Raw genomic sequence first — 23,253 nt, 5'->3', positions numbered from 1 at the left:
GCTACGGCGTGGGGGGCCGCTGCGGGGAGCGGAGTACGAGCAGGGTGATCTCGCTCGGGGCGAAGACGCGGAAGGGCGGGCCCCAGAAGCCGGTGCCACGGCTGGTGTAGAGGAGGGTGCGGGTGCCGTGGCGGCTGAGACCGGCGAGGGCGGGCTGGTCGACGCGGACCAGATGGTGGAAGGGCCAGATCTGGCCGCCGTGGGTGTGGCCGGAGAGCTGGAGGTCGACGCCGCCGGCTGCCGCCCGGTCGATGAACTTGGGCTGGTGGGCCAGGAGCAGGACGGGGTGGCCGGGATCGGTGCCGTGCAGGGCTGCGGCGAGGTCGGCGGCGTGGCCGGCGAGACCGGAGGACTCGGCGGTGACGTCGTCCACGCCGGCGACCACGAGGGTGTCACCACCGCGTTCGAGCAGCAGATGGCGGTTGCGCAGCGGCTCCCAGCCCAGCTCGTCCATCAGGTCGACCCAGCCCTGGGCCTCGCCGTAGTACTCGTGGTTGCCGGTGACGTAGACCCGGGCCCGGGTGGCCCGCACGGTGCCGAGCGGGGCGGCCTGGGCGCGGCGGCGTTCGGCCGTGCCGTCCGCGATGTCTCCGGTGTGGCAGACCAGGTCGGCCTTCAGCGTGTTGACCGTCTCGCAGACCCGCGCCGACCAGCGGGCGCGGTCGAGCGGGCCGTAGTGGGTGTCGGTGATGAGGACGACGCGCGTGCCGTCCAACCCGGCCCCCAGGCGCGGAAGGTGCACGTCCAGGCGGCGTACCCGTGGTACCCGGCGGGCCTCGGCGTACCCCCAGGTGAGCAGCACCGTGGCTGCTCCCAGGACCGCCCAGGTGACGATCCGGGCCCGGCCCTGGCCGTCGCCCACGCCGGCCACGGTCAGGGCGAGCCGCAGGAAGACGCCGAGCAGAACGGACCAGGTGAACAGAACCCAGCTGGTGCCCAGCAGGGTGTCACCGATGATCGCCGCCCAGTCCTGCTGGCGTCGGCCGTGGCCGCGCACCATCGCGAGCGGCATGCCGATCAGGCCGAGGGCGAACAGGGCGGTGCCGGCGAGCGTGACAGGGAGCGGCCAGTGCTGGCCGGTGTGCAGCAGCAGCCAGCAGGGCACGGTCCACAGCAGGACGGGGGCGATCATCGGGAGGTAGCGCATCAGGCGGTGCAGTCGGCTCTGCTGAGTCGCGTGCGCCGCACTGTCGGCGGATCGGGTTTCGCTGGTGTCGGTCACGCTTCCCCTCCTTGGGCGAACAGACTGCCGTCGCGCGCACTGTATCCGGCCGTCCCGGGCCGGCCGGACGGACGAGATACTCATGGCGGGCAGGCCCGTGTGGCGAGGTGGCCTCCGAGTCCGCCCCCGGCCCACACGGTTGCTGACCCCGCCCCCGACCGGCTTCGCACGGGCACGCAGCGATGTCCGGTTCTCGCCGGTCCGCGGTAAATGCCTGGACTGAGAACCTCCCCCGACGGGAAACTTCCGACTTCCGAACCTTCGGGAGTGTGATGGGGACCACAGACTTGCGAGGGCCGGCGCCGGGCAGGAGCGCGGTCGTCCTGGCACTGCACCGCTACGGCCGAGAACTGCTGCACCTACGACGACTGGCCCTGCCCGCGCTGCTGCTGCCGGCCGTGGGCAACATCGGCATCCGCTACGTCGCCCCCCTGCTGATCGCCAAACTGGCAGGCCAGGCCGCCGACGACGGTGGTCTCACCCTCGGCTCGGCGCTGCCGTACGTGCTCGGCTTCGGCGTGACGCTGCTGCTGGCCGAGGCCGTGTGGCGGGTCGGGCAGCACTGCCTGAACCGCGTGGACGCCCTCGGCATGGAGCACCTGTACGTGAGCGGCATGGACGAACTCCTCGCCCAGGACGCGGCCTTCTTCCACGACAACTTCGCCGGCTCCCTGACCAAACGGGTGCTGAGCTTCGGCAAGCGCTTCGAGGACTTCGTCGACACGGTGACGTACCGGATCGTGGGCAGTCTCGTCCCCCTGGTGTTCGGGGCCGTGGTGCTGTGGAGCTACGAACCGATGCTCGTCGTCGGCCTGCTGGTGATGATCACGCTGACCGTGGTGGCCGCGACACCTCTGATCCGCCGCCGGCAGAGACTCGTCAACGACCGTGAGGCCGCGATCGCCCGGGTCTCCGGTCATGTCGCCGACAGCCTCGGGAACATGGAGACCATCCGGGCGTTCGCGGCCGAGGGGAGGGAGGCCGGCGAACATCGCAGCCGCGTCGCGGATTCCCGGCGCCTGACGCTCAGGTCGTGGGACTACGGCAACCTGCGCGTCGACACTCTGATCGCCCCCATGTCCGTGCTGACCAACGTGCTGGGTCTGCTGGTCGCCATCGCCTTCGGGGGCTCGGACCAAGGGGTGGAGGAGGTCGTCGTCGCTTTCACCTACTACTCCAACGCGACCCAGATCATGTTCGAGTTCAACCAGATCTACCGGCGTCTGGAAAGCTCGATGACCGAGGCCGCGCAGTTCACCGAGCTGCTGCTGGATCCGCCCACCGTGCTCGACCCGGCGGAACCCGAACCGCTCGCACCGCGGGACACCGGCATCCGCTTCGAGGCGGTCACCTTCGCCCACAGGGGCGCGAAGCCGATTTTCCTGGGACTCGACCTGGACGTGCCCGCAGGCGCACGTATCGGTCTGGTCGGCAGGTCCGGCGGCGGCAAGACCACACTCACCCGGCTGCTGCTGCGGATGTCGGACATCGACGACGGACGCATCCTGATCGGTGGGCAGGACATCAGCCGGCTGCGCCAGGCCGACCTGCGCTCGCTGATCGCCTACGTCCCGCAGGAACCCGCCATGTTCCACCGCAGCCTGCGGGACAACATCGCCTTCGCCCGGTCGAGCGCCACCGACGAGGAGATCCACGCCGCGGCCGCGGCCGCGCACGTCACGGAGTTCGCCGACCAGCTCCCCGACGGCTTCGGCACTCTGGTGGGGGAACGGGGGGTGAAACTCTCGGGCGGCCAGCGCCAGCGCGTCGCTCTCGCCAGGGCCATCCTGCGGGACGCCCCGATCCTGCTGCTCGACGAGGCGACCAGCGCACTGGACTCGGAGAGCGAGATCCTCGTCCAGGACGCCCTGTGGCGGTTGATGGACGGACGCACCGCCCTCGTGGTCGCCCACCGCCTGAGCACCGTGGCCGGCATGGACCGTCTCGTCGTCCTGGACCGCGGGAGCGTCGTCGAGCAGGGCACCCACGAGGAACTGCTCGCGGCGGACGGTGCCTACGCCAAGCTGTGGCAGCACCAGTCGGGCGGCTTCCTCGGCGAGAGCACCGAGCCGGCCCTCGGACGCCCGGCCCCGGAAGCCGCCCGCAGCGGGCTGCCCGGCCCGGCCGACCCGTCGCCGGACGGGAACCGCAGGGCGCCGACGCACGCTCGTACGAACACCGGGTCCAGCTGAGCAAAGGCCAGATCACGGCCTTCGCTTCTGCAAACCGGAACGCCTCTGGTCGCTTCCTGCGGTGGGCCACGACCACGGAGAGAACGCCCGCTGTGCCGGTTCGGGACTGCGCATCAGCCGCTCGTGTCGGCGTCGCCGTCATCAGGCGGGTCTCTTTGTCTCCTGCCGCCCGGAGGGGAGCCGTCCCCGTGCTCTTCCAGCAGTTCGAGGAGCGCGGCATCCGCTCTCTTCTGGTCTTCCTTCGTCAGCTCGACCGGTGCGTTGTCGTAGACGGTGTAGCGATCCGGATCGATGATGTTGGCGGCCCTGAGGATGAACGTCAGCAGGGGGCGCCATCCCTTGCGGTGGCCGACCCGCACCTGTAGCTGGGCCTTGTAGTCACGGGCCTCCGGGAGGAATCCGGAGAACGGTGCCTCGAACTCGAGGAAGAGCTGTTGCGCTTCTCTGCCGGGCACGACGAATCCCGCCGGCAGCTTCGCCTCCTCGTCGGGCCCCGGTTGGAGCCGGGACGGGGACGACACCCACAGGAGTGGCAGATGAGAGGCGGGCTCATCAGGAAAGGTCAGGATGAGGTCCTGCACGACGATCGGTTTGGGACCGGTGTTGTGCAGGACGAGCGGCAGTCGTAGGCGTGCCGTGGAACCGTGGACCATCGCCGCGAAGGAATGAGGTTCCCACGCCTGCAGGCGTCCCTGTCGGGCGTTGAGCCACCAGAACGACGCGACGGTGAAGAGCAGTGCGCAGACTGACACCACACTGGCGCCGGTAAGCGATGAGGACGCGATCTGATCCGCCGCGGCCATCAGCGGAACCACAGAGTCAGTCTGCCAGCCCCACCGTGGGCTCGCTAACAGACGAGTGGCCGCCGACGGCCCCCGGGAACGGGTCAGAGGCCGGCGAGGAGTACGAGATACCAGGCGACCAGGGCCGCGCATGTCACCGCGGGGAGGAGTCTGGCCAGCCCGTCGCCCTTGCGCACATGCGTGGTCACGGCACCGGCGAGCAGCATCAGCAGCCCGATGCCGGCCAGGCCGCCGCACAGCGGTACGACCGGGCCGAGGGCCACGCCGATGGCGCCCGCCAGCTCCAGCGTGCCGATGACCCGGTAGGCCGCGGTGGTGAAGCCGGCGTGGGCGGCCAGCTCGGGCATCGGACCCAGGGCCAGGATCTTGGCCGCGCCCAGCAGGGCGAAGATCGACGCGATGAGACAGGTCAGCGAAGCGGAGAGGATCACGAGACGCCTTCGGGGGTGTGCGGGCGGCGGGCCTGGCGGCGTTCGGCTCCCAGGCCGGCGAAGTGGGCGATCAGGTCGGGGTCGTCGACCGCGGAGGGGTTGAGGACCTGCTCGGCGGGGGCGCCCTGCAGCAGGCGCTTGACGGGAACCTCGAGTTTCTTGCCGGTCCTCGTGTGCGGGATGGCCGGTACGGCGAGGATCTCGTCGGGGACGTGGCGGGGGGAGGTGCCGGTGCGGATCGCGTCGCGGATCTTCTCGCGCAGGGACTCGTCCAGCTCGATCCCGTCGGCGAGGACCACGAAGAGCGGCATCCAGTAGCCGCCGTCGGGTTCCTCCGCACCGATGACGAGGGCCTCGGTGATCTCGGGGAGGCGTTCGACGATGTCGTGGATGTCGACGCTGCCCAGCCGTACGCCGTTGCGGTTGAGCGTGGCGTCGGAGCGTCCGTGCACGATCACGGAGCCGTGGGAGGTGAGGGTGATCCAGTCCCCGTGCCGCCACCTGCCCGGGTAGGCGCTGAAGTAGGCGTCGCGGTAGCGGCTGCCGTCGGGGTCGTTCCAGAAGTGCAGCGGCATCGACGGCATGGGCCGGGTGACGACCAGTTCGCCGACCTGGTCGGTGACCGGCCGTCCCGCGTCGTCGTACGCCGCGAGCGCCACGCCGAGGTTGGGAGCCGACAGTTCACCCGCCCACACCGGGGTGGTGGGGGCGCTGCCGGCGAAGCCGGAGACGACGTCCGTGCCGCCGCTGGTGGAGGCCAGCTGGACGTCTGCGCCGACGTGGTCGCGGACCCAGGGGTACGCGGAGGCCGGCAGGGCGGAGCCGGTGCAGCCGATGACGCGGATCGCCGACAGGTCGTGCACGGCGGGGTCGACGCCGAGCTTGGCCATGGCCAGCAGGTACTGGGGACTGGTGCCGAAGACGGTGACCTTGTGGCGGGCTGCCAGTTCCCACAGGACGTCCGGGCGTGCCACCGGCGCGGGGCTGCCGTCGTAGGTGCAGGTGCCGGCACCGGTCAGCAGGGTGGAGACGACCAGGTTCCACATCATCCAGTGGGTGGTGGTGTACCACAGCAGGCGGTCACCGGCGCCCAGGTCGCAGTGCAGGCCGAGGATCTTGAGGTGTTCCAGCAGGACGCCGCCGTGACCGTGCACGATGCCTTTGGGGAGGCCGGTGGTGCCGGAGGAGAAGACGATCCACAGCGGGTGGTCGAACGGAACCGGAGTGATCCCGAGGTACTCGGTGCGGCCGGCCGCGTCCTCCCAGGGCACCGTCAGCCTCGCGGCCCGGGTCGCGGGCCACGCAAGGCCAAGGTGATCCACGAGAACCGTGGCCTTGAGCGTGGGCAGGGCGGCGGCGAGCTGGAGGGAGGCGGCGCGGCGGTCGTGACGGGTGCCGTTGAAGAGGTAGCCGTCGGCCGTGATGAGCACCGTGGGTTCGAGCTGGGCGAAGCGGTCGGCGGCGGCCTTGGGTGCGTAGTCCTGACCGCACACGGACCACACCGCGCCCATGCTGGCCGTGGCGAGGAAGGCGATGACGGCGTGGGGGGTGTTGGGCAGGTAGCCGACCACCCGGTCGCCGGGTCCGACGCCCAGGTCGCGCAGGGTGGCCGCGACGGAGGCGACCTGGGCGCGCAGCTGCCGGCCCGTGATCTCGTAGCCGGCTCCGGTCTCGTCCACTGCGGTGATCGCGGGGGCGTCCGGGTGCAGGTTGCGCAGTGCGTGGTGGGCGTAGTTGAGGGTGGCGCCGGGGAACCAGTCGGCGCCGGGCATGGTCTCCTCGGCGAGCACCCGCTCGTACGGAGTGGCGGCGTCGACGTCGAAGTACTCCCACACCGCCGCCCAGAACCCCTCCAGGTCGGTGACGGACCAGCGGTGCAGGGCGTGGTAGTCGGTCGGGTCCGGAATCCCTTCGGCGCCCTGGTGCCGGGTGGCCCAGCGGGCGAAGTCCGCGATGCGGCTGCCGGCGGCCGTTCTCGTGTCGGGCGGCAGGAACGGTTCCGGATGCGGCGTGGGATGCGGGGTGGTCACGGTGCGGTGCTCCTCGGCAGGGAGACGGATCGGGCATCGGTGGTACGGCGGGCCGTGTGGAGCAGGGAGGCCCACGCCGTGGGGTCCGGGAAGTGGCCGGATCCGGAGGGAACGGTGTCCATCACGACGCGGTCGGGGCGCAGCAGGACGGCGTCCGCCCGGCCGCGTGCCAGCCAGGTGGCCAGCGTGCCGTCGTCGTCCAGGTCGTCGACGTGGATCGTCGGGGCGCCCAGTGCCGCGGTCACCGCGGTCATCTGCGCCGTGGCCGGTACGGCGGTCAGGACGACGAAGGCGTCCCGGACGACGTCATCGAGACGCGCCCGCCTGCCGTGGTGCCGTATCCAGGGCTGCGGACAGAAGGTGCCGGCCAGCCCGCGGCCGGCCAGTCCTGGTCGGCGCCGTACCAGCGGGCCGGCGGCCAGAGCGGGGCTGAGGTCACGGCTCACCGCCTCGGTCACGCCGGGGATGCGACAGACCGTGCCCACGACGGCCCGGCGGAACGCCGCACCGCGGTCCTGTCCGCCGGTCATGGCCCAGCCGACGGCCACGGCCACGCGGATCATATGGCGGGCGTGCGGCTTGCGTTCGCGTTCGTAGGTGTCCAGCAGTGCCTCGGGCGCGCCCTGTCGGAGGACCCGGGCGAGTTTCCAGGTGAGGTTGTTGGCGTCGCGCAGGCCGGAGCACAGACCCTGCCCGACGAAGGGCGGGGTCAGGTGGGCGGCGTCGCCCAGCAGGAAGACACGCCCCTTGCGCCACCGGTCGGCGAGACGGGCCTGGAAGGTGTACTGCGCCTGCCGTATCACCTCGAAGTCGTCGCTCTGCGAGGCCGGCAGGTCCACCCAGGGGGCGACCAGCTCGCGCAGGCGCTCCCATCCGCCCGGGCCCTCCAGGTTCTCGTCGTCGGCCAGCCGGAACTCCCAGCGGTAGCGGTCCTCGCCGATGCGCATGAAGGTGGCCGGCCGGGTGGGGCAGCAGATCTGCTCGGCGCCCTCCCAGGTCCGCACCGGGCGGCTGGTGCGCACGTCGATGACCCGCCAGCTCTCCTGGAAGTGCAGGTTCTCCCAGGCGGCGCCGATGGCGTCACGGGTGAGGCTGCCCGCCCCGTCGCAGCCGAGGACGGCATCGGCCCACAGGTGCTCCTCCTCGTCGCTGCCGCCGCGGCGGAAGGTGACGCGGACGGGACCCGTCGGATCGTCGGGTGCGTCGGTGTTCGGCGTGTCGGACTCGGTGACGGACACGACCTCCACCCCGCTCCACAGCTCGCACTCCGGGCGGCGCGCCAGGGCGCCCCGCAGCAGACGTTCCAGCTCGGGCTGGTTGAACATGCTCAGCTGCGGGAAGCCGTGGAGTCCCTGCATGGACCGCGGGAACTCGCTGATCACGCGGCGCCGGGCGTCCAGCAGCCGGAGCCCGGGCGCCGGCCGGGCGATGGCGGCGAACTCCTCGTGGACGCCGACGCTCTGCAGGATCCGGTGGACCTCGTCGTCCACGACGACGGCGCGCGGCAGGGGGTAGACATCGGGGTGGCGTTCGAGGAGCAGGCTGCGCACTCCGTGACGGGCCAGCAGGAGCGCGGCCGTGACTCCTACGGGCCCCGCACCGATGATCACCACCGGTCTGCGGGCCGTGGCGCTCACGTCGCGGCTCCCACAGCGGTCCGCTGCTCGCCCAGGTCGATCCGCCCGTCGGGGGTGGCGATGGTGGCGGTGACGAGGTCACCGTCGCGCAGGTAGAGGGGGTTCCTGGCCTGGCCGTTGAAGAACGCCTTCCACTTCAGCGCGGGCGGCAGCAGCGCGGCGATCTTCTCGACCGGCTTGGGCGGGGCCTTCAGGGCGGTGCCGCCGGGCGTACCGGTCAGCAGCAGGTCGCCCGGGTCGAGGGTCTGGAAGCGGGCGAGCAGGGTGAGCGCCTGCGCGGGCCGCACGATCATGTCGGCCAGGGTGCGGTCCTGGCGCGGTACGCCGTTGACGTTCAGCCGCAGCCGCAGGTTCAGCAGATGGTCGAAGTCCCCGGGCTCCAGCAGGGCCAGGTACGGGCCCGTCGGCGTGAAGGTCGGGTAGGACTTGCTCTCGTAGAACTGGGTCTTGGTCAGCTGGACGTCGCGGGCGCTGACGTCGTTGGTGAGGACGAGCCCGGCGACGTACGACGGAAGGTCCTGCTCCTCGACGACCGTGCCCACCGGCAGGGGTGCGCCCATGACGAGGCCGAGTTCCACCTCGTAGTCGAGGAACTTCACGTGCGACGGGCGGACGATCGTGTCGTGGGGACCGCTGACCGAGCCGGACGCCTTGCGGAAGAAGGTGGGCGGGATGTCACCGGTGAATCCCGAGTCCTTGGCGTGGCTGCGGTAGTTGACCATCTGGGCGATCACTCGGCAGGGGGTGGTGACCGGGGGCAGCGCCACCAGGTCGGCGACGGGCGTGCCGCTCTCGCCGGAGGCGGCGGCCTCCCGGACGGCGGCCCGGTCGGCGAGCAGTTCGGCGGTGGTGACCGCCTTGGTGTCGATGCGGACGGCGCGCTCGGTGGGGGTCTCCCCTGCACGAGCGGAGTCGAGAGCTTGGGGGAGGACGGCCCACCAACCGTCGGAGGTGCGCAGCACGTTGATGCTCATGAGGTCATCGCTTTCATCAGGCCCAGCAGGCGTCCGGGGTCGAGTTCGTTGTCGTCGCGCAGGGCCGTCATGACCTCGCGGAGCTTGGCGGGGGAGGGGCTGGTGCCCAGGAAGTCGCGGGTGACGGGCGGCCCCCACTGGGCCAGGCCGCTCGCCGACATCGGCGCCCATCCGGGTTCGAGGTCGCAGGAGAACAGGTCGCCGTCGGCGAAGTGCTCCAGCATGACGCGGTCGGGGTCGCGCCAGTAGTCGAAGAGCTGGCTGCCCTGGATGTGCCGGCCGATTCCCCAGCTGCGCTGGTAGCCGCGCTCGGCCAGGTACTCCCCGCCGGCGGCGATGGAGTCGAGGTCGGTGACCTGGTAGGCGGAGTGGACGTAGCCGGTGCCCGGCCCGAGGTGCAGGGCGAGGGTGTGGTGGTCCACGGGCAGGCTGCCCTGGTCGCAGCGGATGAACGCCATGGTCGGCCCGCGCTGGCGCTGCCCGTCCAGGAACAGGAAGTCGGACACGATCATGCCGAGGGTGTCCAGGTACCAGTCCAGGGTGCGGATGAACGACCGGGTCTCCAGCACCACATGACCGAGGCGCTGAATGCGCGATGGCTCCCGCGGGGGTCGCTGAGTGGAGTTCGTGCGACGGTGGTCCGTGCCGGAGTTCAGGATCAGAGGCTCCTGCTCGGGCAGCGCGGGCAGCGGTTCGGCGCAGTGCACCACCCGGACCGGAAGTCCCGAGGGATCGAACAGGGCGACCGATCGACCGCCGCCGGGAACGTCGACGTCCCGGACGGTGTGTCCGACGGCGGCGGCCAGCCGGTCCACATCCGCCCGCTCGGCCGCGCGGAACGCCGGCCCGAGGAAGCGGGACGCGCGCCCACGCCGGATGACCATGCAGGGAGAGCCGGCGAACGTGCCGCGCAGCCACAGCTCCTGATCGGTGCGGGCGGCGATCGCGAAGCCGAAGTCACGGGCGAACACCTCGGCCCGGTCCAGGTCCGGCTTCTCGAACTCCAGCCAGGCGAGGTCCGCCACTTTGATCACCGGATTCCGGGCCCGTCCGGGGTGTTCACCGCGCAGGGCCCCCTGCTCACTGTGGAGGTCTTGGTGGGGCGTCAGAGGACCGCCCTTGTTAACGGGGATGTGGGACATGGTGTCCTCCAAGCAACACTGCCGTAATGAGGAAATCATCAACTCTGCCGTTTCTCATCGTCAATAGGTGCAGCCCAAATAATTGAGGATCTCATCAGTAATGGCAGCGTCATCGTGGCGGCGGTTACACTCGGCCGTATGCCGACGTCAGCCCCGCCCAGGAACCGCTTCGAGCGACGCCGTGCCGAGACCCGCCAGGCTTTCGTCCGCGCGGCCCGGCAGATCCTCGCGGAAACCGGGGACACCAGCGCCAGCATCCAGGCCATCGCCGAGCGCGCCGATGTCGGCTTCGGGTCCTTCTACAACCACTTCGAGTCGAAGACGGAGCTGTTCGACGCGGCGGTGACGGACGCCCTGGAGGAGTTCGGGCAGGTCATCGACGCGCGCGTGGAAGGCATCGACGACCCCGCTGAGCTGGTCGCGGCCGGCTTCCGGCTCACCGCCCGGATGGCCGACTCCCACCCGGAACTCATGCGTATCCTGCGCGACCGCGGCCTGGCCCACATCCACTCCGACAGCGGCCTCGCCCCACGCGCCCTGCACGACCTGGAGATCGGCATCGCCTCAGGCCGTTTCACCTGCGGCAACGCGACCACTGCCCTGTCCGCCCTGGGTGGCACCCTGCTGTCCCTCGTGGCTCTCCGGCTGGACCGCCCGGACCTCGACGGCGACGAGGCCGCCTCCGACCTGGCCGAGATGGTCCTGCGCATGCTCGGCCTCGCTGCGGACGACGCCCACGAGGTCACCCGACGCCCGCTGCCCGATCTCGCCCGATGACCCCCTGCACCTGAAGCGCGGCCCGCTGTGGTGCCACGCCGGCGGCGACGAGGAACGCGGTGGCCGCGGCCTCGCCCCTGGGATCGGTCCCCGGGCATGCGGCGTTCTCCTCGGCGAGGGCCAGCATCAGTGCCTCCAGTGCCTGGGCGAGGACGGGGGCTGGAAGGTGGTTCGCGAACACTCCTTCGCGCTGACCGCGCCGCAGGGTTGCGACGGCTTCTGCGCGGACCGGTGCCAGGGTGGTGCGCATCTCGTCCTCACCCGGGCGGCGCCGTCCCAAGGCGATGAGCACGCGGTAGTGGTCGCCCACCGTCCACGCCTGCAGCACCATCCGTGTCATCGCCTCGACCGGGCCGGCATCCGCGGTACGGGCCCTGGCGAACGCCTGCCGGAGTTCATGGCCTGCTTCCTGCGTCAGGTCGGCGATCAGCGCATGCCGGCTGGGGAAGTGTCCGTAGAGGGTGCGACGGGCGACGCCGGCCGCCTGAGAGATGCTGTCGAGACTCGCGTCCGGGTCCTCCAGCAGTTGCTGCCGGGCGCTCGCGAGGATGCGTCGGCGGTTGGAGTGAGCATCCTTGCGCTGCACAGCACGGCCCGGGGTGTCGGTCGTCTGCATGGTTCTTTCTCTCCATGGTTGCCGGAAAGCCGTGGGCGCCGGTGCTCCCTCACGCACCGGCGCCCACTCACCCCTGCCCAGGGTGGCTTGTCGTCCTGCTGACGGGCGTCAGGGGACGAGGATGAGGCGGATCGGGTCGCCGATCTTGTTCTCGAGTCGGTGGACGGCGTCGGCGGCCTCGATGAGCGGGATGTGGTCGGTGATGGAGGGGGCCAGGTCGAGGCGGCCGGCCGCGGTCAGCCGCACCAGCTCGGAGACGGACTCGGGGAAGCCGCCGTAGTGGCCGCGCACCTGCTTCTGCAGGTAGTTGAAGGTCAGGCCCTCGGTGATGGTCAGCGGTCGGGGTGTGATGCCCACCAGGATCAGGGAGCCGCCCAGGCCGAGCACGGAGGCGGCCTGGTCGCGGACGGCGGGGACGCCGGCGCAGTCGAAGGCGAAGTCCAGGCCGCGTCCGCCGGTGGCCGCGCGGACCTGGTCGGCGAAGTCGGGGGCTGCCGGGTCGAGCGCGAGGTCCGCGCCGAAGGCCAGGGCGCGCTCGCGGGCGCTGGGCAACGGGTCGACGGCGATGATCGGGGCCGCGCCGACCAGGCGGGCGAGGCGTACGTTGTGTGCGCCGACTCCGCCCACGCCCCAGACGCCGACGGACTGGGCGGCACGGACGCCCGCGGTGGCGACGACGGCGGCGTAGGGGGTGGAGACCGCGTCGGGGATGATCGCGGCCTGGTCGAAGGGGAGGCTGTCGGGGATCGGAATGAGGGATTCCGCGCGGGCGATCACGTACTCGGCCCAGCCGCCGTCGTAGTCGATGCCGGCGGTGAGCATCTGGGTGCAGGGGCGGTGGCGCACGCATCCGGCGCACGTGCCGCAGGTCTTGCCGGCCTCCAGGGTGACGCGGGTGCCGACGGGCAGGCCGCGCTTGAGGCCGGGGCCGAGCGTGTGGATCACACCGGAGACCTCGTGGCCGACGGTGACCGTGTCGGAGGTGGCGAACAGGGGGACGAGGGAGCCGTCGAGCAGGTGGACGTCGGAGAGGCAGACGCCGGCGGCCTTGACCTCGATGAGGACCTCGCCCGGGCCCGGCACGGGGACCGGGACCTCTTCCACGGCGAATTTCCTGCTGTCCAGGTGGAAGCGTCCGGCGAGCATGGTGTCCATGGTGATCTGCTTTCTCTGAGCGGCACGGCCCGGTGGTCCGGGCCATGGGTGCCATGGGGTGTCTGAGTGGCTGGTGGGGCCGGGAGGGGTGCGGGGAGGCAGGACGTCCGCACGCCTCCCGGCGGCTGGGGGCCGGCGCGCCCTGACGGCGTGCGACGGTCAGGCGAAGACGTCCTGCTGGTAGCGCTCGTCCGCTTCGAGCCGGGCGAGCCACTGCTGGGCGGCCTCGTCGTCGCTGCCGGTCTTCTGGCGGTGGATGGCGGCGAGTGCCTCGCGGACGGCGGGGGCCATGCGGCGGCCGTCACCGCAGACGTAGATGTACGCGCCGTCCTCGATGGCCTGCCACACCGTGTCGGCGGCGTTCGCGATCGCGTTCTGCACGAACCGGGCGGGGTGGCCGGTCACCGCCGAGTAGGCGGTGTGCACCTGGGCGATGCCGGCCTGCTCCCAGTCCTGCATCTCCTGGCGGTAGAAGTAGTCGTGCTCCGGGTGGCGGCACCCGACGAACACCTGGGACAGGCCCACCTGGGTGCCGTTCGCGTGCTGTGTCGCCCGCTCCTCCAGGAAGCCGCGCAGCGGCGCGATGCCGGTGCCGGGGCCGATGAGGATCAGCGGCGTGGCGGGGTCGGCGGGCGGGGCGAACGTCGGGGAGGGCACGCGGACGTAGCCGTAGACGACGTCACCGGGCTCAAGGGCCGCGATGTAGGAGGAGCAGGTGCCGCGGTACTGACCGTCGCCGGACAGGGCCGGGCCTTCCAGCAGGCCGACGGTGAGGCGCACGTGGCGCGGGTCGGCGGACGGGGCGGAGGAGATGGAGTAGAAGCGGGGACGGATGGGGCCCGTCATCTCCAGGAAGACGGCCAGCGGCAGCTCGACCGCCTCGAAGCGCTCCAGCAGGCCCAGCACCGAGATGCGCTTGCCGAGGATCTCCTTCTGGTAGCGCTCCTCGGCCTCCTGGGTGTCGGCGGTGTACGCCTGGAGCTGCGGCCGGGTCCACGGGCACTCGGTGTACTCGGCCAGCGTCTGGATCTGGGACCGGGTGGCCACGTCCTGCAGCTCAAGGAACTCGGTGAGCAGGATGCCGGCGGTGACCGGGGTGCCGACCGGCAGGTGGGTGCGGCCACCGGCCGGCTGGTCGAGCCGGAGCACCTGGTCGTACTCGACGCCGAGCCGCCTCAGTGCGCGCTCCACCAGGGCGAGTTCGTTCTTGGCGAAGACGGCCAGGTGGTTGCCGGTGTCGTAGGTGACGCCCTCGGGCAGCTCGAAGGTGATGGACTTCGCGGACGGGCGCGGCGGCTCGATCTGGAAGTCCCACAGGCCGGTCGCGTCGGCCACCAGTTCCTCGTTGGCCACCACGGTGAGCGGGTACGCCTGCTCGGAGACGATGGCGGGGCGCACGTCGGACTCGGTGAGCAGCTGGACCTGGTAGCGCGGGCCGGTCGCCTGGGAGGTGTCGGCGGCGTACTCCTCGGCCAGAGTGGCCCACAGGTTGTCCATCCACCGCGTGGCCATGCCGTCGAAGTCACCGGCGGCGTCCGCGATGCCGCGCTCGACGACCGGGGTGGCGCCGGCGGCCAGCAGACCCTCCTCGATCCGCTTGGGGAACGCCTGGTAGGTGGCCACCCACTGGGTGTTGCCGGCGCCCAGCAGCGCGTACCGCACATTCGCCAGTGAACCCTCGGGCAGTCCGGCGGCGAGCAGGTCGTCGAAGCGCTGGGCGTTGTCGGGGGCCTTGCCGTTGTAGCTGGCGGCGACGACGGCGAGCAGGCCTTCGGTGGGCAGGTTGTCACCCAGCTCGTCCAGGCTGACGAGGGTGGTGCCGAAGCCGGAGCGCTCGCCGCGGTCGGCGATGGTGCGGGCCAGGTCCTCGCACGAGCCGAGGCTGGAGCCGTAGGCGACGGTCAGGTTCACCCCGACACCGCTGACCGCGGCCTGCGCCTGGGTGTCGCCGGTCTGCAGGTCCGCGGCGCCGAAGACGGTCCGCTCGTGTTCCTGACGGCGACGGACGATGAGCTCGAAGTTGCCGGGCTTGCGGGTCAGCGCCTCCTTGACGTCCATCTTGTAGTCCGTGACGTCGGAGAACTTGAACTTCTGCAGCACCAGCGCCAGGGCCAGACGCGCCTCGGTGAGCGCGAACTGCCGGCCGATGCAGGCGCGTACGCCGTTGCCGAACGGCTTGTAGGCGTGAGGGTGCTGCTGGACGCGGTTCTCCGGCAGCCACCGGTCGATGTCGAACTCGTGCGGTCGGTCCCACGCGTTGGGGTGGGTGTGCAGCGGGCCCATGAGGAGGTTGACCCGCGTTCCCTTCTTCAGCTCGTAGCGGCCGCCGATGACGGTGTCCTCCAGCGGGGCCTTGCTGATCGCCGGGATGGGAGCCCACAGGCGCAGGGTCTCCTCCAGGATCCGCGGGATGACGTCCAGCTGCATGACCGTGTCGTAGTCCGGGACGGTGTCGCCGGGCAGCAACCGGTCCACCTCGGCGTAGGCCTGGGCCAGCACGTGCGGGTTGCGCATCAGCGAGTACGTGGCGAACGACAGCAGACCGCTGGTGGTCTCGTGACCGGCGATCAGGAACGTCACCACCTGGTCGCGGACATTGTCGTCGTACAGCCGCTCGCCGGTCTCCGGGTCGACCGCGTCCAGCATCAGGCCCAGCAGGTCCTCCTCGGCGCTGCCCTTCCCCTCACGGCGCTCCTTGATCACACTGCCGACCAGGTCCTGCATCAGCCGGATGTTCTCGCCGTACTTCTTGGCGTCGGCCTTGCGGAGCCTGGTCATCACCGGCAGCTCCTGGGAGCGCCGCAGCGACTCGATCAGCGACTCCAGCAGCGCGTTGAGGAAGGGGTGCAGCTCCTCCTCGGCGAAGGAGCCGAACCGGTAGCCGAACCCCGACAGGGCGATGGTGTCCAGCGTCAGCCGGGTGTAGTCGTCGGTGATGTTGACCGACTGACCCTCCCTGCTCTCCCACTTGCCCACCAGGTCCTGGGCGATCTCCAGCATCTGCCCGAAGTAGTTCCTCATGGCGCGCTGGCTGAAGGCCGGCAGGAGGATCCGGTGCGCCATGCCCCATTCCTCTTCGCGCTGGTGGGCCGTGAACAGGCCCGCGCCCGTGAAGTCCCGGACGTGCTGCAGCGGCGTCTTCTCGATCTGCTTGAAGAACCGTGTCTCGTCGGAGACCTCGGCAATCAGGTCCGGGTCGTAGACGAAGACCTGCTCGATGCCGGCGATGTCCATCCCGTAAATGCCCTCGGGGAACTGCTTGGCCAGCTCACCGAAGTACTCCACCGGATTGGTGCTGGGGATCTGCGGCGTGTTGCCGAGGAGGGGGATCCCACGCGGGGACCGGATGGGGCGAAGGTCGTTCACGGAGTGCGTGGTCATGGCTTGCTCCTCTGCGTGGAGGGGAATGGGCGAGGGCGCACTGCTCGGGTCGATGCCGGGGCGCCATATGCAAAACATACGCCGTATGGAACCAAAACCATACGCGGTACGGAAAGAGAGGTGCAACCCTATGGGGGCGGGTGGGGCTGTGACGTGCGGCTCATTTCCGTACCCTGTACGGAACTGATACCGTACGAGGTATGGAAAAGAAGGTGAGGCGTCCCCCGCGGGGAACGAGGAAGAGAGACGTGCCTCTGACCGAGGCCGGGATCTACGCCGCCGCCCTGCGGCTGATCGATGCGGACGGCGTCGAGGCGCTCACCATGCGCAAACTCGCCACCGCCCTCGACGCGAACCCGATGTCGCTGTACCACCACGTGCCGAACAAGGAAGCGGTGCTGCGCGGCGTGACAAGAATGGTCGGCGCCCAGTTCCGCACCGTGACGCTCCAGGACGCTCCCTGGCAGGAGCGCATCCGCCTGCTCGCCACGGACTTCCGGACCCTGGCACACCGTCACCCCGAACTGATGGCCTACTCGTTCAGCCACCAGCCCGACTTCATCCAGGCCGACGACCCGTTCTGGACCGCGCTCACCGCGATCGTGGAGGCTGCCGGGGTTCCGCGGTCAGAGGTCTCGGAGATCGCGGCGCTGATGGTCGCCGTCGTCGTCGGTGTCCTCGCCGCCGAACTCAACGGCGCGCTCCACCAGTGGTCGACCCTCAAGCCCCCCGGCTTCGACGATGGCGGAGACGGGGACGGGGCTGACTCCGCGGACACCGCCGTTGAAGGCCCTGACCAGGACCACATGTTCCGCCTCGTGATGGACACGCTGATCACGGGTCTGGAAAGCCGGCTCACCGGCGGTCGCGACAGCCGGGACACTGGCGGCCATTGAGCAACACCCGCTGAGGCGCTTCGCCCCGGGTACCGGCCCCAGAGCCGCGCCCGCAGTCGGGCGATCCCAGGCTGCGGACATGCGGGAGCCACCCCCCGTCACCTCGTCACCTCGAGGACCCGCCCGGCGGGGTGGCTCCACAGCCTCTGCACGGCAGCCGTATGACGCCGACCGGCGCAGCGCCCGTTCCCCCATCCCCCATCCGCTGTCCGGTACCTGGACTGGCGCTGGACCCTGTACGTCAACGTGATCTTCGCGGTGGTGGCGTTCGTCGGTGGGGCGGCCCTGCTGCACCGCACTCCGCGTGACACGTCCTACAAGCTCGACGTACCCGGCACCCTGCTGGCCTCCACCGGCCTGTTCGGCCTGGTCTACGGATTCTCGAACGCCGAAACGCACGGCTGGGGTTGGCCGGCGACATGGGGCATGCCGGCGGCCGGTGCCGTGCTGGTGGCCGTCTTCGTGTGGTGGCGGAACAGGGCGGCGTATCCGCTGCTGCCCCTGCGAGTCCTGCTGGACCGCAACCGCGGCGCCTCCTTCGCCGCCCTCTTCGTCACCGGCGCGGGCATGTTCGGCGTGTTCCTGTTCCTCACCTACTACCTGCAGCAGAGCCGCCCTGGCCAACAACGTCCTGGTGGCGCGTACAGGACCGAAGCCGGTGGTCCCCCTGGGCATGGCCATCGCGGCGGGCTCGACATCTGCACCACCAGCTTCGGCAGGAGAGACATGGCGGCGATGACTCGGCACAACGGCAGCCGGCACGGCCGGGCCGGTCAAGCTATCGGAGCCTGTCCACGGCTTCGACGGACATGGTCCGACCGCTGTCCTCGATCAGACAGCGGGAGATCGCACGGGCCGTCGCGCGCACGGCCGGTCCGTACTCAGGGTTCGGCGAACCGGTTCCGGGCGCCACGACCGACAACGCCGCAACCACCTCGCCGCCGTCACGTACCGGCGCGGCCACGGTGCTCGTGAGGTCAATGAGTTCGGCGCCCGGGTCCGTACGGAGGACCCGCAGCGGTTCGGTCTCTTCGCCTCCCTGCCCCTGCCGGACGTCGAGGGCTCGCTCGCCGAGGCCGCCCACGCGCTCGACGTCCTCGGCGCAGACGGAGTGGTGGTGGAAACCAACCACCGTGGCCTCTACCTCGGTGACCCCCGGTTCGAGCCGCTCTGGGAGGAGCTGGACCGCCGCAGCGCCGTCGTCTTCGTTCACCCCACGTCGGCGCCCCACGCCGACGAGCTTGCTCTGGGCCGGCCACGGCCGATGCTGGAGTTCCTTCGACACTGCCCGCACTGCGAGCGACCTGCTCTTGCGCGGTGTCCTCGCCCGCCGTCCGCGGATCCGCTGGATCTTGACTCACTGCGGAGGTGTGCTGCCGCTGCTCGCCGACCGGATGGAACTCTTCCGCACCCACGTCGGCGGCGGCGGCGCCGTCGACGCGCCGAGCGCCGTCGAACAGCTCGGCCGACTCTGGTACGACATGGCCGGCACGCCGTTCCCACGCCAGGTCCCGGCCTTCGACGCGGCCTTCGGCACCGAGCGTCTCCTCTATGGCAGCGACTACTGCTGGACGCCCATTGACGCGGTGCTCGCTCAGGTCACCTCCATCGACTCCGCGGTGCAGCCGTCCGCCACCGTCACATGGCGGGACCTCACCACCCACAATGCCCGCCGCTTGTTCGACACCGACGCACGGTGACCGCTCGACCCCGTGTGCCTGCCTCAGGTCGCACCCTGACAGGACTCACCCTTCGGCGAGGAAGTGCGCCAGCAAGCGGTCGAAGTCGCTGTGGACCAGCTCGGCCCCGCGGGGCACCACTGCCTCCGTTTCCCGGAGGAACGCCTTGAATTCCTGCGCTGGGGCCTTGAGCAGGGCCGTACCGGACGGCGGGTTGAGAAGGATGTACAAGTCCCGGCAGCCCTCCTCGCCGGTGGGCCATATGCGAACGTCTCCCTCGCCGGCGGGGCCCTCCAGGCCGTCGATCAGCAAATCGCGCCCGATGATCCATTTGACCGGCTCGTCGCCGTCGACGCCGGTGGTGAACGCGGCATGGACCACATAGGGATCACTCGGCTCGTACCGCAGATTCATGATCACGGGCAAAGACGTCGCATGCACGCCGACAAGCTTCACGGGTAGCCCCTGGATCACGGTTCTCGATGACTTCATCGGGTCTTACTCCTGGTGCTTCGAGTCGTCCGGGGAGGGCCGTCGGAAGGCTGACCGGAAGGGCTCGACTGCAAAACCGCTCCGTAAGGTGTTTGGCGGTCCGGAAGAGTGGGGTGGGGGAACCACCATCGCAGGGCCGCCGGAGACCGGCCCTTCTGACCGCGTCACTCGTCGCGGGACGACCGTCAGCGCAAGGGTGAGTCCACGGTGGGCGTCAGGAGGGTCTCCTCGAGGCCGACGATCTGGCCGATGTCGAAGCCCTCCATGTCCGCGCGGAATCCAGGACTCGACAGGTATGCCTCCAGCCGCTCCTGCACGTCGTCGGCGTCCTTGTAGGAGACGAGGGCGTACAGCCGGGGAGCGTCGCTTCCGGGCGCCGCGGGCACCGTCCAGACGCCGTGGGTGGTGATCCGGTGCTTGGCCATACCGGGAATGTGCTGGGCCCAGATCTTCTCGTAGGCGGTGAGCGCGTCGGAGCTGCGCAGGGTGTAGACGCGAAACTGGTACTGGGACATGACACTGATTCCTTTGCTTCTGTGCATGGATGGTCGGCGGTCAGCCTTGGGGCGGTCAGCCTTGGGGGAGGAGGTGGGCCAGTTCGGCATCCCAGTCGATGAGTCCGGACTCGGTACCCCGTGGCACCAGAGCCTGGGTGTCCTGAAGGAAGGACGAGACGTCGTGCACGGGGACCTCGAGCAAGGCGGTGCCCGCGGAAGACCCGAGGGCGATGTAGACCGACTCGTCACCCCGCCCTGCGGCCGGCCAGATCCGGACGTCCGCGTGGCCTGCGGAACCCTCCAGACCGTCAGCCAGAAGATCCCGCCCCAGGACCCATTCGACCGGCTCGTCACAGTCGACGAAGAAGTCGGCACGGACGACATAGGGATCAGCGGGCTCGTAGCGCAGACGTACGCAGAGGGGCAAGGAGTGGGCGTGCGAGACGACGAGCTGCACGGCCACCCGCCGTTCCACGGCCTTCGAGGACTTCTTCATCGGCATGTGCTCCTGGGGGGAACTGCTTGCGCTCATGGCCGCTACCCGTCTCACCGGTCGTCGCGGCTCAGGTCATGGCGGTGCCCGCCCCCGCCGTCGCGCTCCCAGCGGTTCCCGTCGTGCTGGTAGGACCTGTCGGACGTCGAGCCGTGTCCCTCGCCGTCCCAGCGGTAGAAGTGACCATCGCGGTAGTAGAGACCGTCGCAGTCGTGCCGGGTCGAGTCGGTGCCGTGGTGGTCCTGGTGCCAGCCGCGGGTCTCGTCGCAGGAGTAGCCCTGCTCGAGCAGATAGCCGACACCGTGGTCCCAGCCGTACTCAGCGGCCACGGGCCCGTCGGTCGGGTGCTGGGCGTGCGGGGACGCAAGGGGTGCGGCCGAAGCAGTGCCACCGGCACCGAGGACGGCGGCACCGGCGACCGCGACGGAGGAGACGGTGAGGGCGATGCGCTTCGCGAGCTTGTTCATGATCTTTCCTTCCCGAGGGGGTGATCCGCGCCAACGGCGGTTCCGCCAGGCGATGCGTGACGCCCGGTGTGGTCCGGGCGAGCAGTTCCATACGTCGTATGGAAGGACGTTTACATTGTTACCATACGATGTATGGAACTGTCGAGGTGGCGAAGGCAACCGTTGACCCGCTGGCGCGTGGATGCCGCTCTTCAGGGCGAGCTGCCCGTCGCCGGCCCCCGGCCCCCGGCCCCTCGGCCCGGCTGGCCGCGGCAGTGGGTCCACCCGGGGTACGCGCCAGGACGGGCCGGGCCGGCGGGACGGCGGCCGGAGCGGGACCGCTGATCGGTGGCTTCACCGGCTCACGGATGCATCCAGTCCGCCGCAGTGGCGGGTTTGCGATCGCCGGAAGGCGAGAGAGTATTTTTTTGGGGCGTGATGACCGGGGCACACCCTGATGCCGACACCGGCGAGGCAGCGCCCCCGTCCGGTGACACCCACGCTCACAGCCGGCAAGCGTCTCCGTGCAGGAAACGGCGCAGCGAACAGGACCGAACCTGTTCGTGCGATGGCCTGGCCGGGGCGACGGGCGGGGCATCCGGCCCCGTCGCCCTGACGGCAGGCTTGAAAAATCCGGCCCATGGCTTCATGGCCGAGGCTGCATGACCGGGTCGACGGTCGCCGTGGGGCGGAGGCAGAGCGGAAGGAGTCTGCCCATGCGGATCGTCGTGGACCTGAATCGGTGCCAGGGATACGCGCAGTGCGTGTATCTGGCGCACGAGGTCTTCAGGTTGAACGGCCAGGAGGCGCTCACCTACGAGCCGAACCCCGACGACGAGCGGCGCCTGCAGGTCGAGCGGGCGGCTGCGGCGTGCCCGGTGCAGGCGATCGTGATCGACCGCTTGAACGGCACGGTGCGGGGCGAGACGTCATGACACTGCGGGCCACGGTCGCGGAGCTGGTGCGGGAGTTCCGGGCCAGCGGCCGGATCGTCATCGTGGGTGCTTCCCTGGCCGGGCTACGGGCGGCGGAGACCCTGCGCGAGGAGGGCTTCACCGGGTCCCTGACCATCATCGGGGACGAGCCGTACGAGCCCTACGACCGGCCTCCGCTGTCCAAGCAGGTGCTCAAGGGCTGGGTGCCGGCCGACCACACCAGACTGCCCCGCATGCGGGAAGTGGACGCGGACTGGCGGCTCGGGGTGGCCGCCACCGGGCTCGACCGTGCCACGAAGCAGGTACGCCTGGCCAACGGCGAGCAGATCCCGTACGACCGGTTGCTGATCGCGACGGGCACCCGCGCACGCCAGTGGCCGAACCCTGCCGAGGCCGGGCTGCACGGGGTCCACACGATCCGCTCGCGTGACGACGCGGAGCAGTTGCAGAAGGCGCTGGCCGAGCCGCCGTCGCGGGTCGTGGTCATCGGCGCGGGGTTCATCGGCTCGGAAGTGGCCTCTGTGTGCCGGGAGCTCGACATCCCGGTGACCGTGGTCGAGCGGGGTTCGGCGCCGCTGGTCGGCGCGCTCGGCGGGGTGATCGGGGAGATCGCCGCGCAGATGCAGCGCGATCACGGCGTGGACCTGCGCTGCGGGCTGGGAGTGTCGTCACTGGAGGGCGACTCCGAAGGGCATGTGCGGCGGGCGCACCTGTCCGACGGCGCCACTGTCGACGCCGATGTGGTGGTGGCCTCCCTGGGGTCGATCCGCAACGTGGAATGGCTGGAGGGCTCAGGGCTGGCGGCCGGTTTCTGGGGCGTCGGGTGCGACGCCGGTGGCCGGGCCTTCGACATCAACGGGGTGGTCACCGACAGCATCTACGTGGCGGGGGACGTGGCGCGTGCACCGCACGTGCTGTACGAGTACCAGTTCCTGGCGATGGAGCACTGGGACAACGCCGTTTTCGGCGCCGAGGTCGCGGCCCACAACATGGTGAACCTCGAACCCCACTACCGTCCGCATCTGCTGCTGCCCGGCTTCTGGTCCGGTCAGTTCGGCGTCAATATCAAGTCCGTCGGAGTGCCGCCCTTCGGCGACGAGATCGTCTTCACCCAGGGGTCCGTCGCGGACCGCCGCTTCGCCGCCGCCTACGGTCACCGGGGCCGCATCGTCGCGGCCGTCACCTTCGATCACGGCAAATGGCTGGAGTACTACGGGAAGCTGATCGAGCGGTCCGGTCCGTTCCCGCCTCCGCCGCCGGGCTGGGACCAGCCGCCCGACATGAAGCCGGTGCCGGCCGAGTTCCCCGACCCGAGGGTCCCGACGGCGGTCCCCGACGTCGTCCTGACCGGACACGCCCCGAGCGAACGGACGGCCGAGTTCCGGCCGCGCCACCACTGACGCGCTCGCCGGGCCGGCCTGTAGGCGGACAGCATCGACAGGAAGAAGGAGGGGA

At 70.4% G+C, this 23,253-nt stretch carries 19 protein-coding genes and 2 pseudogenes; 7 read left to right on the top strand and 14 right to left on the bottom strand.

The window, feature by feature from the left end; translation table 11 throughout:
• Position 1: 1 nt before the first annotated feature.
• Positions 2 to 1,222, bottom strand: a complete 1,221-nt coding sequence (locus JK359_RS18725) for a metallophosphoesterase (RefSeq protein ID WP_201836975.1) — start codon at positions 1,220 to 1,222, stop codon at positions 2 to 4.
• A gap of 272 nt (positions 1,223 to 1,494) precedes the next feature.
• Here JK359_RS18725 and JK359_RS18720 point away from each other — a divergent pair, with 272 nt between their 5' ends.
• Entirely contained in the window at positions 1,495 to 3,414 is a 1,920-nt protein-coding gene (locus JK359_RS18720) for an ABC transporter ATP-binding protein (RefSeq protein ID WP_201836974.1), read from the top strand.
• 113 nt (positions 3,415 to 3,527) lie between these two features.
• Here JK359_RS18720 and JK359_RS18715 read toward each other — a convergent pair whose 3' ends face one another.
• The 6 genes from JK359_RS18715 to JK359_RS18690 all read right to left on the bottom strand — a co-directional run bounded on the left by JK359_RS18715 (position 3,528) and on the right by JK359_RS18690 (position 10,431).
• On the bottom strand, positions 3,528 to 4,229 hold the full coding sequence (locus JK359_RS18715) for a hypothetical protein (protein ID WP_201836973.1): 702 nt from the start codon (positions 4,227 to 4,229) through the stop codon (positions 3,528 to 3,530).
• Between the two features lie 71 nt (positions 4,230 to 4,300).
• Positions 4,301 to 4,648 (bottom strand): DoxX family protein, encoded by a 348-nt coding sequence (locus JK359_RS18710; RefSeq protein ID WP_201836971.1) that lies wholly within the window; start codon positions 4,646 to 4,648, stop codon positions 4,301 to 4,303.
• Entirely contained in the window at positions 4,645 to 6,678 is a 2,034-nt protein-coding gene (locus tag JK359_RS18705; protein ID WP_201836969.1) for an acetoacetate--CoA ligase, read from the bottom strand. Before JK359_RS18705 ends, JK359_RS18710 begins: the two co-directional genes overlap by 4 nt.
• Positions 6,675 to 8,315 (bottom strand): bifunctional 3-(3-hydroxy-phenyl)propionate/3-hydroxycinnamic acid hydroxylase MhpA, encoded by a 1,641-nt coding sequence (gene mhpA, locus JK359_RS18700; protein WP_201836967.1) that lies wholly within the window; start codon positions 8,313 to 8,315, stop codon positions 6,675 to 6,677. Before mhpA ends, JK359_RS18705 begins: the two co-directional genes overlap by 4 nt.
• On the bottom strand, positions 8,312 to 9,289 hold the full coding sequence (locus JK359_RS18695) for a fumarylacetoacetate hydrolase family protein (protein WP_201836965.1): 978 nt from the start codon (positions 9,287 to 9,289) through the stop codon (positions 8,312 to 8,314). Before JK359_RS18695 ends, mhpA begins: the two co-directional genes overlap by 4 nt.
• Positions 9,286 to 10,431, bottom strand: coding sequence for a VOC family protein (locus JK359_RS18690; RefSeq protein ID WP_201836964.1), 1,146 nt, complete (start codon positions 10,429 to 10,431; stop codon positions 9,286 to 9,288). The genes JK359_RS18695 and JK359_RS18690 overlap by 4 nt, the downstream gene beginning before the upstream one ends.
• 138 nt (positions 10,432 to 10,569) lie before the next feature.
• Here JK359_RS18690 and JK359_RS18685 point away from each other — a divergent pair, with 138 nt between their 5' ends.
• Positions 10,570 to 11,208, top strand: coding sequence for a TetR/AcrR family transcriptional regulator (locus JK359_RS18685; RefSeq protein ID WP_201836963.1), 639 nt, complete (start codon positions 10,570 to 10,572; stop codon positions 11,206 to 11,208).
• On the opposite strand, the gene JK359_RS18680 is transcribed toward JK359_RS18685, so the two are convergent.
• The 3 genes from JK359_RS18680 to JK359_RS18670 form a co-directional block, all read right to left on the bottom strand.
• A complete protein-coding gene (locus JK359_RS18680; RefSeq protein WP_201836962.1) occupies positions 11,174 to 11,824 on the bottom strand; it encodes a TetR/AcrR family transcriptional regulator in 651 nt (216 codons plus the stop codon). The two genes, JK359_RS18685 and JK359_RS18680, sit on opposite strands and share 35 nt — an antisense overlap.
• A 108-nt stretch (positions 11,825 to 11,932) precedes the next feature.
• Complete coding sequence (locus JK359_RS18675) at positions 11,933 to 12,979, bottom strand: zinc-binding dehydrogenase (protein ID WP_201836961.1); 1,047 nt, start codon at positions 12,977 to 12,979, stop codon at positions 11,933 to 11,935.
• A 159-nt stretch (positions 12,980 to 13,138) separates the two neighbouring features.
• Positions 13,139 to 16,360, bottom strand: a complete 3,222-nt coding sequence (locus JK359_RS18670; protein WP_201836960.1) for a bifunctional cytochrome P450/NADPH--P450 reductase — start codon at positions 16,358 to 16,360, stop codon at positions 13,139 to 13,141.
• A 248-nt stretch (positions 16,361 to 16,608) separates the two neighbouring features.
• Here JK359_RS18670 and JK359_RS18665 point away from each other — a divergent pair, with 248 nt between their 5' ends.
• From JK359_RS18665 to JK359_RS18655, 3 genes and pseudogenes are all read left to right on the top strand, one after another.
• The gene (locus tag JK359_RS18665) at positions 16,609 to 17,256 is read left to right on the top strand and encodes a TetR/AcrR family transcriptional regulator (RefSeq protein WP_307788172.1); all 648 of its coding nucleotides are present in this window, start codon (positions 16,609 to 16,611) and stop codon (positions 17,254 to 17,256) included.
• Positions 17,257 to 17,469: 213 nt separating this feature from the next.
• Positions 17,470 to 17,944 (top strand): annotated as a pseudogene (locus JK359_RS39180) (MFS transporter); the annotation flags it as partial.
• Between the two features lie 279 nt (positions 17,945 to 18,223).
• Positions 18,224 to 18,956, top strand: a pseudogene (locus tag JK359_RS18655) (amidohydrolase family protein); the annotation flags it as partial.
• A gap of 45 nt (positions 18,957 to 19,001) precedes the next feature.
• Here JK359_RS18655 and JK359_RS18650 read toward each other — a convergent pair.
• The 4 genes from JK359_RS18650 to JK359_RS18635 all read right to left on the bottom strand — a co-directional run bounded on the left by JK359_RS18650 (position 19,002) and on the right by JK359_RS18635 (position 20,884).
• Positions 19,002 to 19,391 carry an SsgA family sporulation/cell division regulator gene (locus JK359_RS18650; protein WP_201836952.1) on the bottom strand — a complete coding sequence of 130 codons (390 nt, stop codon included), beginning with the start codon at positions 19,389 to 19,391 and terminating at the stop codon, positions 19,002 to 19,004.
• Between the two features lie 221 nt (positions 19,392 to 19,612).
• Complete coding sequence (locus tag JK359_RS18645; protein WP_201836951.1) at positions 19,613 to 19,942, bottom strand: NIPSNAP family protein; 330 nt, start codon at positions 19,940 to 19,942, stop codon at positions 19,613 to 19,615.
• Between the two features lie 55 nt (positions 19,943 to 19,997).
• Positions 19,998 to 20,456, bottom strand: coding sequence for an SsgA family sporulation/cell division regulator (locus JK359_RS18640; protein WP_236678057.1), 459 nt, complete (start codon positions 20,454 to 20,456; stop codon positions 19,998 to 20,000).
• Between the two features lie 14 nt (positions 20,457 to 20,470).
• Entirely contained in the window at positions 20,471 to 20,884 is a 414-nt protein-coding gene (locus JK359_RS18635; RefSeq protein ID WP_201836950.1) for a hypothetical protein, read from the bottom strand.
• A gap of 695 nt (positions 20,885 to 21,579) precedes the next feature.
• Between JK359_RS18635 and JK359_RS18630 the strand changes: the two genes are divergently transcribed.
• Entirely contained in the window at positions 21,580 to 21,798 is a 219-nt protein-coding gene (locus tag JK359_RS18630) for a ferredoxin (protein ID WP_201836949.1), read from the top strand.
• Positions 21,795 to 23,198: an NAD(P)/FAD-dependent oxidoreductase gene (locus JK359_RS18625; protein WP_201836947.1), complete on the top strand. Its 1,404-nt coding sequence runs from the start codon at positions 21,795 to 21,797 to the stop codon at positions 23,196 to 23,198. Before JK359_RS18630 ends, JK359_RS18625 begins: the two co-directional genes overlap by 4 nt.
• The last annotated feature ends 55 nt before the right edge of the window (positions 23,199 to 23,253 follow it).

Origin of the sequence: Streptomyces actinomycinicus (genome assembly GCF_016741775.1) — a bacterium.
GTDB classification, from domain to species: domain Bacteria; phylum Actinomycetota; class Actinomycetes; order Streptomycetales; family Streptomycetaceae; genus Streptomyces; species Streptomyces actinomycinicus.
The sequence above is the reverse complement of the archived record's forward strand: the minus strand, read 5'-3'. Positions and strand labels throughout refer to the sequence as shown.

Excerpts from the sequence above, each read along its gene's own strand:
- JK359_RS18720 (WP_201836974.1), top strand. The coding sequence starts at position 1,495 with ATGGGGACCACAGACTTGCGAGGGCCGGCGCCGGGCAGGAGCGCGGTC.
- JK359_RS18695 (WP_201836965.1), bottom strand. The coding sequence starts at position 9,289 with ATGAGCATCAACGTGCTGCGCACCTCCGACGGTTGGTGGGCCGTCCTC.
- JK359_RS18690 (WP_201836964.1), bottom strand. The coding sequence starts at position 10,431 with ATGTCCCACATCCCCGTTAACAAGGGCGGTCCTCTGACGCCCCACCAA.
- JK359_RS18685 (WP_201836963.1), top strand. The coding sequence starts at position 10,570 with ATGCCGACGTCAGCCCCGCCCAGGAACCGCTTCGAGCGACGCCGTGCC.
- JK359_RS18680 (WP_201836962.1), bottom strand. The coding sequence starts at position 11,824 with ATGCAGACGACCGACACCCCGGGCCGTGCTGTGCAGCGCAAGGATGCT.
- JK359_RS18675 (WP_201836961.1), bottom strand. The coding sequence starts at position 12,979 with ATGGACACCATGCTCGCCGGACGCTTCCACCTGGACAGCAGGAAATTC.
- JK359_RS18670 (WP_201836960.1), bottom strand. The coding sequence starts at position 16,360 with ATGACCACGCACTCCGTGAACGACCTTCGCCCCATCCGGTCCCCGCGT.
- JK359_RS18645 (WP_201836951.1), bottom strand. The coding sequence starts at position 19,942 with ATGTCCCAGTACCAGTTTCGCGTCTACACCCTGCGCAGCTCCGACGCG.
- JK359_RS18640 (WP_236678057.1), bottom strand. The coding sequence starts at position 20,456 with ATGAGCGCAAGCAGTTCCCCCCAGGAGCACATGCCGATGAAGAAGTCC.
- JK359_RS18635 (WP_201836950.1), bottom strand. The coding sequence starts at position 20,884 with ATGAACAAGCTCGCGAAGCGCATCGCCCTCACCGTCTCCTCCGTCGCG.
- JK359_RS18630 (WP_201836949.1), top strand. The coding sequence starts at position 21,580 with ATGCGGATCGTCGTGGACCTGAATCGGTGCCAGGGATACGCGCAGTGC.
- JK359_RS18625 (WP_201836947.1), top strand. The coding sequence starts at position 21,795 with ATGACACTGCGGGCCACGGTCGCGGAGCTGGTGCGGGAGTTCCGGGCC.